Source organism: Rhodospirillales bacterium (assembly GCA_023898805.1).
GTDB lineage: Bacteria > Pseudomonadota > Alphaproteobacteria > Micavibrionales > UBA1664 > UBA6145.
The window spans coordinates 890,646-903,100 of the sequence record CP060260.1 but is presented as its reverse complement, the minus strand read 5'-3'; the positions used below and the strand labels follow the sequence as shown (position 1 = coordinate 903,100).

General features: G+C 58.0%; 12 protein-coding genes. 6 read left to right on the top strand and 6 right to left on the bottom strand.

What is annotated here, in order from left to right:
* Positions 1 to 134 precede the first annotated feature (134 nt).
* From H6866_04515 to H6866_04500, 4 genes are read left to right on the top strand one after another with little or no spacing between them, the layout of a single operon-like run.
* Positions 135 to 1,526 carry a DotA/TraY family protein gene (locus tag H6866_04515; protein USO08477.1) on the top strand — a complete coding sequence of 464 codons (1,392 nt, stop codon included), beginning with the start codon at positions 135 to 137 and terminating at the stop codon, positions 1,524 to 1,526.
* 58 nt (positions 1,527 to 1,584) lie between these two features.
* Positions 1,585 to 1,872: a hypothetical protein gene (locus H6866_04510; GenBank protein USO08476.1), complete on the top strand. Its 288-nt coding sequence runs from the start codon at positions 1,585 to 1,587 to the stop codon at positions 1,870 to 1,872.
* Positions 1,869 to 2,288, top strand: coding sequence for a hypothetical protein (locus H6866_04505; protein ID USO08475.1), 420 nt, complete (start codon positions 1,869 to 1,871; stop codon positions 2,286 to 2,288). Before H6866_04510 ends, H6866_04505 begins: the two co-directional genes overlap by 4 nt.
* Positions 2,263 to 3,003 carry a hypothetical protein gene (locus H6866_04500; GenBank protein ID USO08474.1) on the top strand — a complete coding sequence of 247 codons (741 nt, stop codon included), beginning with the start codon at positions 2,263 to 2,265 and terminating at the stop codon, positions 3,001 to 3,003. The genes H6866_04505 and H6866_04500 overlap by 26 nt, the downstream gene beginning before the upstream one ends.
* 48 nt (positions 3,004 to 3,051) lie before the next feature.
* Here H6866_04500 and H6866_04495 read toward each other — a convergent pair whose 3' ends face one another.
* The 5 genes from H6866_04495 to H6866_04475 form a co-directional block, all read right to left on the bottom strand.
* Complete coding sequence (locus H6866_04495; protein ID USO08473.1) at positions 3,052 to 5,388, bottom strand: hypothetical protein; 2,337 nt, start codon at positions 5,386 to 5,388, stop codon at positions 3,052 to 3,054.
* Positions 5,389 to 5,544: 156 nt separating this feature from the next.
* Positions 5,545 to 6,216: an ABC transporter substrate-binding protein gene (locus tag H6866_04490; protein ID USO08472.1), complete on the bottom strand. Its 672-nt coding sequence runs from the start codon at positions 6,214 to 6,216 to the stop codon at positions 5,545 to 5,547.
* Between the two features lie 234 nt (positions 6,217 to 6,450).
* Complete coding sequence (locus H6866_04485) at positions 6,451 to 7,212, bottom strand: VacJ family lipoprotein (protein USO08471.1); 762 nt, start codon at positions 7,210 to 7,212, stop codon at positions 6,451 to 6,453.
* A 145-nt stretch (positions 7,213 to 7,357) separates the two neighbouring features.
* Positions 7,358 to 8,461 carry an LPS export ABC transporter permease LptG gene (gene lptG / locus H6866_04480; GenBank protein USO08470.1) on the bottom strand — a complete coding sequence of 368 codons (1,104 nt, stop codon included), beginning with the start codon at positions 8,459 to 8,461 and terminating at the stop codon, positions 7,358 to 7,360.
* Positions 8,458 to 9,627: an LptF/LptG family permease gene (locus H6866_04475; GenBank protein USO08469.1), complete on the bottom strand. Its 1,170-nt coding sequence runs from the start codon at positions 9,625 to 9,627 to the stop codon at positions 8,458 to 8,460. Before H6866_04475 ends, lptG begins: the two co-directional genes overlap by 4 nt.
* Before the next feature lie 55 nt (positions 9,628 to 9,682).
* Here H6866_04475 and H6866_04470 point away from each other — a divergent pair, with 55 nt between their 5' ends.
* A complete protein-coding gene (locus H6866_04470) occupies positions 9,683 to 11,143 on the top strand; it encodes a leucyl aminopeptidase (GenBank protein ID USO08468.1) in 1,461 nt (486 codons plus the stop codon).
* Positions 11,144 to 11,156: 13 nt separating this feature from the next.
* On the top strand, positions 11,157 to 11,603 hold the full coding sequence (locus H6866_04465) for a DNA polymerase III subunit chi (GenBank protein USO08467.1): 447 nt from the start codon (positions 11,157 to 11,159) through the stop codon (positions 11,601 to 11,603).
* Between the two features lie 52 nt (positions 11,604 to 11,655).
* On the opposite strand, the gene H6866_04460 is transcribed toward H6866_04465, so the two are convergent.
* Complete coding sequence (locus H6866_04460) at positions 11,656 to 12,378, bottom strand: hypothetical protein (protein USO08466.1); 723 nt, start codon at positions 12,376 to 12,378, stop codon at positions 11,656 to 11,658.
* Between the last annotated feature and the right edge of the window lie 77 nt (positions 12,379 to 12,455).

Below are 12,455 nucleotides of genomic sequence, written 5' to 3'. Positions count from 1 at the left end.
TTTTATGTCGTTTTACGGTACAGATTCCTGTGGCGCGTTAACCTAAAATTAGGTAAAATTTTAAATAATAATAGGCGGGGAAGTCCCGCCTGCGGCACCAATGCCGCTGTGCGCTGACAAGACGGGGTGTGTGCATGGCCCTTTTCGGGTTGTTCAAGTCGGATAATCACGCGGATAAAAATACCGCGCATATGCCTCATGTCGATAAGGGTGCCTTGTTCCGGTATACGCATATGCCGGAAATTTTTCCGCGCATTCGCGCGCTGGGTCAAAAATTCGGGCATTTCGCCTATGTGCTCGCGCTCGTCTATCGTTCGGCGCGGCTGTTGCCTGCCGGGCATCCGATGCTCAACCCCGCCAATATCGGCCGGTTCGGCGTGCGCGATGTGATCGCCACCGCTGCGAACGGGCTGGTGGTGAAGCGCGAGAATATTGACCAGATCCTGATCTTCGGCGCGGTGCTGGTGGCGATGGCGATGATCGTGCTGCAGACCATTTTGATCGTGCTGTATGCCGCGTTCGGCTCTGCCGCGCACGCGGCCGGTACGCCCAGCGGCACGTTTTTTAGCACGCCCAATCCCAATACCGATATTATTTTTGAATTCCTGCGCAGCGTGTTCGGCGTCAGCGATATTTTTGGTTCGGGCGTGGCAACAATCACGCAGCCCGGGTTCCATGCCATTTTAGGGTTTTACAGCACGGCGATGATGATCATCGCGGTGATCGTGGTCCTGTATTACGTGATCACGGTGGTCGGGGAATCGGCGCAGACCGGGCAGCCCTTCGGCAAACGCTTCAACGGGTTGTGGGCGCCGATCCGGCTGGTGCTGGCGCTTGGGCTTCTGGTGCCGTTGGGCGACGGGCTCAACGCCGGGCAATACATGACCATGTATATCGCGAAATTCGGATCGGGCCTTGCGACCAATGCTTGGGTTAAATATACGGAAGCGTTCAACGCGCCGACGCCGGTCGCGGGCAATGTCGGGGCACCGACCGCGTCGACACTTGGCACCGGCATATTCATGTTTGAAACCTGTCGTGCCGCGTATAACCGCGCTGGGCACTGGAACAGCCCCACCGATGTTTTCCCGGCAAGCGGTACGGACGTGGTGACCATTCTGGTCGATAATGGAAAAACCTCGCAGCTAGCGACGTTTACAGATGCCGATATCAAGTTTGGACGCGATGCCGGTGCCGCGAAAATCACCTATGTCTGGTCGGCTGTCGATCTTCCGCTGCCCTCTGGCAAAGGCCCGTCGCCAGCCAACAGCACTTGCGGTTCGATCGAAATGTCGATCAAGGGTGATACAGGCAGCAGCGATGCAACAAATACGGACATGACTAATGCGGCTAATACCGTGCAACAGGCGCAGGTAACCTATCTTACCGCGATGAAGCAGATGGCCGATGCATTTAAAGATCCGTCCACCAAAATTTCTGAAAAACCGTGCCGTGGGCCCCATCGGGTACGGATTATTCCGCGCAAGCAATGTTCAGGCTTCTGCTCTTGCACAGCAGGTCGCTAACGCCATCAATGCGGCACAAACGAGTATGAACAGCGTGCCTGCGAATATACGGACCGCCATGATGTCGGCGACGACCCAGGTCACGTCGATGCAGAACGACGCCAAGACACGCGGTTGGGGAACGGCGGGAATTTACTACATTCAGACCGCGCGTATGACCCAGGCGGTTCTTGATGCGGTCAGCAATGCGGTTCCCGCTCCCGTTACTGGGCCGGATGGCAAATCAAAACCATCGGTGCTGGTATCGCATTGGGACGATTCCTTGCAACTACCGGGTGTGGGGGGCCGACCAATACGGATCAAGATGCTGCTGCGCGGACCGCCCTTGCCAATGCCGAGGTCGTGATTTCGAAGGTGCCGAGCTATATTACCACACAGCCGACGAACGCCTTGGGCGCGGCGCCAGCCTATAATCAGGACTTCAGTTCGAGAGGCGCAAGTATTACTGATCCTATTCTCTGGTTGGCGCGCTGGCAGTTTGGCGATGGTTTTCTGGAACTTGTCGATAACAAGTCCGCGGCAAGCGCGACGACATCCGGAAACGACCCCATGAGCCGTTTGATTGATGCGGGTGGCAGCATTCTTTCGCATGCCGGATCCATGATTAAATATTATATAGCGGCCAAAGCAGGCAGTAATTTCATAGACAGATTTTTCGGTGCGATTCCAGGGCGGGTAAGCTTGTCAAAGCACTCAACTTTATCGGTGCAATATTGGATGCAGTTGCGCCTGTGCTGTGGTTTATCATTACGGTTGGATTAGCGGTTGGCATCGTCCTGTTTTACCTGCTGCCGATGATGCCGTTCATGTATTTCTTTTTCTCGGCCGTCAACTGGGTGATCGAAGTGGCAGAGGCCGTTGTGTCGATGCCCCTGTTCGCGCTTTCGCATTTACGGATCGACGGCGAGGGCTGCCGGGCCAGACGGCCTTTGCCAACTGGTTGACGCTGTTTGGTGTTTTGTTGCGTCCGCTTTTGATCATCATGGGGTTGATCGTGGGGACTTTGGTGTTCAATGCCGGGGTGAATTTTCTAGCCGCGACCTTCAAATATGCGATATTCGCCTATAACCCGGATGCTACATGTACGCTTCCTGGGACCGGAAATGCGCCTTGCGGATTGGATATCAGAAATGTCAGCGGGTTTGGGATTATTACCTATACCGTGTTGTTCGTTTATCTGGTCTATATGTTGGCCAATTCCTGTTTTAAGCTGATCGATGCGATTCCGGACAAGATGCTGCGCTGGCTGGGCGGCGGGTCGTCCTTCACAGGCGACCGGCCGGTCGATATCGGCAATATGCAGGGCATGGCCTTGGCCGGTTATGCGGTCATGACTCAGGGGCATAGCGCGCTTGAGGGTACGGAAAAGAATTTCAGGGCCACTAATGCAAGGCGTAGGGATATCAAGGAGAAGGAAAACGAAATTAGAAGACTCCATGGCGATGTAAACGCGCCTTCTTCTGGTGGTATGACGTAAACCAGTCGGAAAACTACATAAAAAAACCGCGCCATAAAGCGCGGTTTTTTAATGGCCGTGATGATCGGTTATGAAGGACGTACTGTTGGTGCGGGTTTCCGGCGTTTTTGCGCCTCGGTGATGACGGCAGCGGGGGCACCTGAGGTGCTTCGACCGGTCCTTGGGCCGTTTCGCCCAGCGGTGTTGCCGAAGGTGCGGCTTTCGGCACTGCAATTTCGAATGGCCACCGGCCAGAATATCCTTTGCGGTCGGCTTGGGAGATTCCTGTGTTGCCGCAGCCGTTTCCGGTTTTACAGCGGCGGCTTGTTGCGGCGCGGGGCTTTCAACGTTTTCCAGCGCCGCATCGGGTTTGCCGTTCAAATTGCCCGCGTTGAAGGCATCGACCAGATCGGAGACCTTGACGCCCAAGCCCTGCAACTCCCTTACGGCCTTTTCAGAGAGGTCGTTGAAATTGATATGCGTGATGTCCTTGCGGGCGCCCATGCGGGTTTTTTCCGAAAGAACGGGGTCGATCTGCGCCTTTCTGGCCTCGTGCAGCGTGCTGAGCAAAATCAGATCGCGGCGGTATTGGTATTCGGCCGGCAGTAAGGTCTTGGGCAGGGTGATACAGAATTTCAGATCAGGCGTGCCACCGCCGCGCGGTGCGTTGTCGAGACGCAGGTTGATGCCGATCCCAGCCAGATGCAGCGCTGTGGACCCGTTGAATCTGCGACCCGGCGGTAATTTGGCCTGAACGCCCTTGCCGGAAACACGGTAGACGGTTTTTGACTGTCGCGGAAACACAAATCCGCGCCGTGGGTCTGCTGATCGTCCCATGCACCGTGAACCACGCTGTTGTATTGGCGGCCCATCCAGGATTTTTCGATGAATGCCGCCGTATTCAGGTGCGTTGGGGCGGCCGTATTGAGTGGCATCGAAATGACCGGCGAGCGCGGAATGGCGCATGAACAGGGCGAAAATCGCGTCCTGCCCGTTCATTCTGGCTATTTTTCCATCGGGGCCGGGGATTCCGAGTGTTTCCTGCTCAAGCAGGCGCGCGCGTCTCCGGTCGCGGATTTTATCCGGATCCGTTTCCGGGTTTTCGCCATCGGCCAGCTTTTCCGGGGGCAGTTGTTCGGCAAGTTCGTCAAGCGCGGCAAGAAACGCGGCGTCCTGATCGATGCCACCGTAATATTGCGCGATCAAACGGGCCGTATGCGGGCTAAGAGCCTGCCAATCCGATCCCGCCATGGCCACATCCGGTCGATCGCCGATGCGCGGATAAGCGAGGAAGGGTTGAAACAGCAAGTTGCCAGCCTTGTTTTCGCGGAATGGCTCCATCGCAAGACCGGCAAGGTGGGAATCCGCCCCCTCATCATTCTGCGCCGGGTCTTGTGCCGGGGTGTTTTCTTCGGCTTTGGCGGCCTGTGCATCGGGTTTTTCCACGCTGTCGGCGTCCGGATTTTGGTCTGCTTCCAGTGTGTCGGCGTTCTTGCTCTTGTTAGCGGGCTGGTCGTCAGCCGCGTCCGGATTTTCGAGCGTGGCGGCCGCTTCCTCGATTTCGCTTGCGGCGGCCGGCGCGGTGGGCGTGGCCTTGAAGGCTTCGTATTGTTTGATGGCGGCGCCCTTGCCCGTTTCCGGATTGAAGGCGCGGTTCAGGATTTCCGGTTTTACGCCGTCTTCGGCCAGTGCATGGTCGTAGAAGCTTTTGGTGCCGGGTAATTTTCGGTCGTATCTGTCATAGTCTTGAACAATCTGTTCCGCGTAGTAACGGGCGAAATCGCGCACGCGGGCGGGGTCGGCGGTTTCCTCGCCGGTCATCGCGTTCCAGTGGGCGGTGAAATGTTCGGTATAGCCGTCGATCAGGCGATCTTTGGGTTCGACGTATTTTTTACTGGGTTCGCCTTTCAGCGCGGGCGCAGCGGCGTCCGCAGCCGCAAAAAGTTCGGGATTGGCGGTTTTGAATTCGGCAAAGGCGGCATAGGCCTTGCCGCGGCGCTGCGCCGGGTCGAAGGCGGCGTTCAAAAGGCTCGCGTTTACGCCGTTTTTGGTCAGGGCATACGCATCAAACGCGCGTTTTTTCGGTTGCGCCTCGTATTCGCTGCGGGCGCGGGCGGCGTAGAATTCGGCGAATTTGCGGGCGGCTTCCGGATTTTCGGCGGCGCCGTCGGTGATCGAGCGCCAGCCCCCGTTTTCGGTGAAGCGCTTTTCAAACGCATCGGCCAGTTTCCTGTCGACGGCCAGTTTTTCATGTTGACTGCGAAGTGCGGCGAACATTTCGCCGACCGCCGCTTCAGTTTCCGGCGACATGATAGAATCGTCCCCGGAAGCGCCCGTTGCGGCTGTCGCCACCGGTTCGGCCACCTGTTCGGCGTTGTCCAGATCCATTGCGCTTAAATCAGCCATTTCACACCCCTTGCTACGCCTTTTTGTTATACATGTTGGCGCTTAAAGTTTTCCTAATATGGAATGGTAAAATTATATAGGCAAAACGCCTTAAAAACGCAAGTTTTTCGCTTCAAAAAGCTTAACAAAACCGGATTTTGGAGCGGTGAAGGCGGATCAATCCTTAACGTCGCTGGTGCCGCCGTCGCGCAGATAGTCGATCAGCGCCGTAAATTGGCCGCCGCCTTGCTGGATCACGCTTGCGAAGTCATTGCGTTGGGTGATCGCCATGCTGACCCCTTCCACCATCACGTCGATGATCTTGTCGGCGCCGCCGGTATTGCGTACGCGCCAGTCAACCGTGATCGGGCTGCCCTTGCCTGTGACTTGCGAGGTAACGATGATGTCGCCGGACGCGCCGTCCGCCCGGTCACCGGTGACCGTGAATTTCTGGCCGGAGTAGTTTTTGAACCGCGCCGAATAGACGTTGAGAATCATCTGTTGATAAAGTTTGACGTACTCGCTTTGTTGCTGCGGGGTCGCGGCGCGCCAGTAGCGTCCGGCAGCAAAACGGGCGACCAGCGGCGTATCGAAATGCGCGGCCAGAATCTTGCGGAACAAGGACATGCGGCCGGTATCGTTCAACGATTGGTCCGACAGGGCGCTGGTCGCGGTGTCGCCCAGTTTCTGGATCAAGGCCTGCGCCGCCGCGCCGGGGTCTTGGGCCACCGGCTGGACGTGAAGGCCCTGGGCCGGGACAAAAAGCGGTGCAGCCACGGACGATGCCGCGGGCAGAGAAACCGTTGCGGCGGCGGCCAGGAACGGCAAGACCAGCGTGAGCAGTCGCATGGGCAGGCGTGCTTGTATTTTTATCACGGGCGTTTTCATCGGTGTCGTCCAGTCTTTGGTTCGGCAATCCTATCGCAACACGTCATTAGGGCCGCTTTAGGGCGGCCCTATGAACAGTACGGTCATTTATAAGGCAATCGTGGCAGCGATCAAGCGGCAAAGGGTCACACATTACGGGGCGTCACATTACGGGGCGGATTCCCCGTAAGTTATGCCCGCCGCCTTATGTCGCCGTCATTCGATCGTCGGCAACGGCGCGCTTTTCGAACCCGATTTGTCGATCATCGCGTTTCGACGCTGGATATAAATGCTTTTCAGCACCGCGTAAGGGTCACCGGAATTGCGATAGACATCGTCCATCACGTCGCGGGTGCGGTCCTTGGCGTCAACCAGCGTCAGGCCGGCACGAGTCCATTGCAGGCCCGGTTTATCGGTGTTGCGAGCGTACCAGTAGATCGGGTCCATCGCGATGTCGCCAACGAAGCCGGCCGAGTCGCGCAGCGTCGAGGGCCCGAGAATCGGCCAGACGATATAAGGACCGTTGCCAACGCCCCATACGGCGAGGGTTTGTCCAAAATCTTCCGGTTCGCCGGGCATGCCGGTCTTGGCCGCGACGTCCACAAGGCCGCCACCGCCGACGAAGGTGTTGATCATAAAGCGCTGAACCACGGTGCCGGCGCCTTTCAAGTCGCCCTGCAGCAGCTCGTTCGCGAGGTAAACCGGGCTTTTAAGGTTGGCAAGCACGTTGTGCACGGCATCGCGGCCGATTTGCGGCACCAGCGTGCGGTAAACGGTGTCGAGTGGATTAAAGACCACCTTGTCGAGCACGCGGTTGAAAGACATCGTGACGCGGTTGACCGGTTCCAGCGGGTCGCTGACCGCGGATGGGTCGGCGGTGGCGGGGTGCGGCATCGACGCACAGGCCGCAAGCAGCAGCGCGGCAGTGCCGGTGAAAGCGATCTTGGCCAGCCGGGCGCGTGCGGTTTTGGTATTCATGGTTGATTCCCCCAAGTGGTTACGGAATTCATATTCCGTATAAAAATTACAGAAAGGGCCTTAACAGGCCCTTAAAATGATCCAGCTTCAGATTAACAATTCCACAAGGTGCGTCAACGGGGGATGTCGACGCATTCCATGGTTTTTACCCGTCTTCCGTATTCAGGAGCCATGTTACGGAACCTAGCAGGACGATCACCCCCGTCGACCATGCCGCCAGCACGACCGGAAGCTGGTGCGAACCGCCCAATGCGCGCAGGAATGACGACATGAAAAAAACGACGAACCCCGACGTCATGCCGGTTAGGACCATGAACAAGGCGCGCTGGAAACGTGGCGGGCGCAACGAGACGGTGGCGGCCAGCAGGATCATCGCGGCCAGCAACAACGGCTGGGCCAGCAGGGATTGGTAATAAACCTCCATTGGCGCGGTTTCTAGGCCGGTGTCCTTAAGTGTGTGAATGAAGGCCGGCAATTGCCAGAACGAGATGGTGTCGGGGTCGGAAAAGCTTTCCTGAATGTCCGCCAGAGTCAGTTCGGTGGCCAATGTATAGGCTGGGTAGAACTGGGCAGGAGTGCCCGTTTCGCGGATCGTGGCGTTGTGGAAGACCCAGCGACCGGGCTGGAGGAGGGCCGATTGCGCGTCAAGGCGGCGGGTGAAGTCGCCCACTTCGTCGTAAAACAGCGCCGTTACGCCTTTGAGCGTCCAGTCGCCCAAGGCCACGCTGTCGGCGTGAATGATAACCTCGCCGCCTGAATCCGCCTCGCGCAACCACAGACCCTGTTGCGAAACGGTGACCAGTTTACGGTGCTGGCCCAGATACTCGGCTTCAAGGCCTTGATAATGCTGGATCGCGCGGGCGGTCAGCGGGTGGATCAGCATGATGTGGATGAACCCGATCGCCATCGCCGCGGTCACCAGGGGGGCCACGAACTGCCATGCCGAATATCCTGCCGCGCGCATGGCGGTCAGCTCATGCCTGCGGGCAAGCCACCAGAACGATGCCATCGCCGCGAACAATATCGCGAAGGGCAGCAGCATCTGGCCGACTTCCGGCAATTTATAAAGGCCCATCTTCATCAGCAGGCCGAGGCCGACATCGCCGCGCCCATCGGCGCGACGCAGCAGTTCAAGCGTGTCGAAAAGATAGACGATCGCCAGCAACCCGCCGAGCATCAGCGCGAACATGCGCAAAAAGATCATCGTCAGGTAGCGTGAAAGCAGGCGGTTGGTGCCCAGAATCTTCATACATCCCTCCGGCGCGGCAGGTCATGATGCAGCAGACGGTGCCAAAGCCGCGCGGCTTGCGCGATGATGCGTTCTCCGGGCGGGGTCAGGAAAAACAGGGCGATCAGCACCGGCAAGCCCGCCACGACGTACATCAACACGCAGCCAAGCAAGGTTTTCTTGGCCAGCGAAAAGCAGACTAGATAAGCCCCCTGCAAAGTCAGCGCGAACACGGCGGCGGCGCCGATCAATGGCATCTGTCCGCCGCGGCGAAAAGGGCCGAGCAACAGGGCGGTGGCGCTCATGAGCGCGAAGGCAAGCATCAAAACCGGAGTAGAAAAGCGGCGGTTCAACTCGGCCCGGAACTGAAGCCTGTCGTCGGGCGAGGAATCCGCCAGCGAAACCGGGCCGATCAACTGGCCAAGCGTACGCTCATCGGGTTCGCGCCAACGCTCGTCGATGGTGCCGGTTTCATCTGGCATGTCGAGGGTATATTGCGAGAAGTCGAGCCGAGAAAATTTGTCGGTGCGCGGATTGAGCTCCTGACGCGAGCCATCGTAGACGATGATCTTTTGTCCTTTTTTTTCAGTGACGATGTTGCCAGATCGCGCGACGATGGTCACCGCCGGACCGCCATTCGCCACCGTGCGGGTGTCATGGACCATCAGGCCGACCAGGCGGCCATCGGGCGCGCGCTTGTTGACATAGGCGGTCAGGTTGGGGCCAACGGTGTTGAAGATCCCCTCGCGGAACATCAGGTGCGCGTACTGGGCCCGGATTTCCTTACGCAGGTTTTGAACCTTGGCAATGCCGATCGGCGAAACCCAGAGGGAAAGGACAAGCAACCCCGCGATGAGCAGGCCTGTGCCCGTCAACACCGGTCTGGCCAGCCGCAGGGGGGACGTGCCCGCCGCGCGCAGCACCACCAGTTCCGAGTCCATCGCAAGGCGGTGAAAGACGAACAGAGTTGCGATCAGCACCGCGGCCGGCAGCACGGATTCAAAAAAGCGCGGCAGGGACAGAGCCATCATGATCAGGAAGGATTGGGCCGAGGCGTTCGATTCCAACACCAGTTCGATCAGCTTGAGCGACTGGGTAAGCAGGATGATCATGGACAGTCCGCCCGCGACGATCAGCGTCGCAAGCATCAACTGGCGCAATATATAGCGGTCGTAAATCTGAAACATTGACCCCGCCCGTCAGGGTTATATCCTTTCGCACGGGACCATACACGCTTGAGGGATGGATATGAAGATCGGCTTTTCACCTAAACCTGCCAAAGACACGGACCTTTACCTGATCGCGGTATGCGAGGGGGAGGCACGCAAGGCCGCCGGCCCGCACGCGGCGGCGATCCGCGCGATTCTTAAGGCCAACCCGGATTTCAAGGGCGAGGGCGGCGCGATCGTCACCGCGGTAGTGCCCGGGGCGAAGACCGGGCGGGTCGGGCTTTGCGGTCTTGGCCCGCGCAAGGCGCGCACGGCGCTGGCGCTGGAAATCGCGGGCGGCAGGATTTTGGGCGCGGCGATGCAATTGCCGGTGCGGGATATCTTCGTCGATTTTTCGCAGGCCGGGGCAACCGGGGCCGACGAGATCGCGGCGCTGGCATCGGGGGCGGCGCTGCGGGGGTATGAATTCCGGGCCTACCAGACCAAAAACAAGGACCAGCATCTACCCGACAGCGTCACATTCGGTGCCGGGGCGGTTGCACAGCGGGCGTACGCTCCGATGGCCAAGAGCGCGGCGGCGGTGCATTTCGCGCGCGACCTTGTCAACGAACCGGCCAATGTCATCTATCCCGAAAGTTTTGCGCGGCGGGTCGTGGGCAAATTGCGGCCGCTGGGCGTCAAGGTCACGGTTCTGGACGAAAAGCAGCTGGCGAAAAAAGGGTTCGGCGCGATGCTGGCCGTTGGCCGCGCAAGCGCGCACAAGCCGCGCCTTGTGGTCATGGAATATAAGGGCGCTGGCGTCAAAGGCGCGCCGGTAGCGCTGGTCGGCAAGGGCATCACCTTCGACACGGGCGGGTATTCGATCAAACCCAGCGACGGGATGCTGGAAATGAAATGCGACATGGCGGGCGCGGCGGCGGTCGCCGGGGCGATGCTGGCGCTGGCTGCATCGCGCGCCAAGGTGCATGTGGTCGCGGCGCTGGCGCTGGCCGAAAACATGATCTCGGACGACGGGTACAGGCCTTCCGACATCCTGAAAAGCCTGTCCGGCCAGACGATCGAGGTTACGAACACCGATGCCGAGGGGCGGCTGGTGCTGTGCGATGCGATGTGGCACGTACAAAAGACGTACAAGCCGCGCGCCATGGTCGATATTGCGACCCTGACCGGGGCCGCGATGGTCGCGCTGGGCGAGGAGTTCGCGGGCCTGTTTTCCAACGACGATGTGATGCGCGACGCGCTGGAGGCGGCTTCGCACCAGACCGGCGACCGTGTATGGCGCATGCCGCTGGATAAGGCATTCGACCGGGCTATGGATTCCAACATCGCGGACATGAAAAACGCGGCGGCAACGCGTTACGGCGGGTCATGCACCGCCGCGGCGTTTTTGCAGCGTTTCGTCGAAAAAGGCGTCAAATGGGCGCATGTGGACATGGCGCCGGTTATGGTCGCGCGTGCCGACGCACCTTTGTGCCCGCGCGGAGCCACGGGGTTCGGCGTGCGGCTGCTTTCGCAGTGGGCGCAGGACGCGTAAGGGGATCAAGCGCGTGACCGAGATCCGTTTTTACCATCTGCAACGCAGCCGGGAGGAGGATGCCCTACCCCTGCTCGCGTTCAAGGCGTGGCAGGCCGGACAGCGCGTGGTTGTGCGCCTGCCGGACGCCGCACGGGTCGAGGCGATGAACAACGCGCTTTGGACTTTCAAGGCCGATGCGTTCCTGCCACACGGTTCTGCGGCGGACGGGGCGGCGGATCGTCAGCCGGTATGGCTGAGCACCGAGAACGACAACCCCAACGGCGCAAAAACCCTGATCCTCGGCGTAGGGTGTACGCCGGATGAAATTGAGGCGTACACGCTTTGCTGCCTCATGCTGGACGGGAATGACGCGGCGCAGGTCGAGGGCGCGCGCAGTCTGTGGCGCGGCTACAAGGATGCCGGGCATGAATTGTCGTATTGGCAGCAGGATGCGAGCGGCTGGAGCCGCAAGGCGTAATGTAGGGTCCGGGCCCTAATCATTGGACATAGCTTTTCAGTTTATTCGAATTTTAGCGACAGTTTCTGGAGATGCTGTCCGAGATGATTTTTGTAATTCTTTTTATCTGTGGTTTGCATTTCTCACAGTTAAAGATTTTGTAGCGAGAAAGGTGCGGTATCCTGACTATAAGTCTTTTCTGAGCATCCAAAAGCGTGGTGATTTCATATTCGACTTTTCCCCAACCTATTTGTTCGTGCTCGGTTTGTATCTCGGTGTCTGGATAAAGTTTTTTAAACGCCTTTATCACGGCAGCGTATGCAAGTTTATCCATGGTGATTGTTACTTGCGGCTGAGTGTATTCTAAGCTTTCCTCCAAAAGTCCTTGGCAAAATTTTAGTGTTTCGTTCTTGTTTTTGAGTTTTGCAAAGCTTTGAGATCTATAGGGAATGAAATTCATGGCCAGCGAATCATTCATCATTTTTTCGTAATCTTCTTGTGGGCGATGGCTGGCAATTCCTTTGTAAAGTGCTTGGATCTGTAATTGTAGGGGGCTGTTTCTTGGTGGGTATCCGTTCTCCCAGTCAGATACGAGATATGCGTTTCCATCCTCGCAGGAAATTAAATTTTTATAATTTTGATCGGCGGCGCCTCCGGGATTTAAGCCGATGAAAGCGAGTTTTTGATTGGTGCGGAAGGTTTCTTGAGGCGTATACAAAAACGTCCAGCAACTTTGATGGCCAAGTACCGCATAGTTCTTGTCGATCTCTGCTGCTAATTTCTGGAATAGCCCCATTTTTTGATTACCTGCATAAAGCGTGGCGCGACTCTGTATGAATTTAACCTATCGCTCACGTAAAAATCATACTCTAA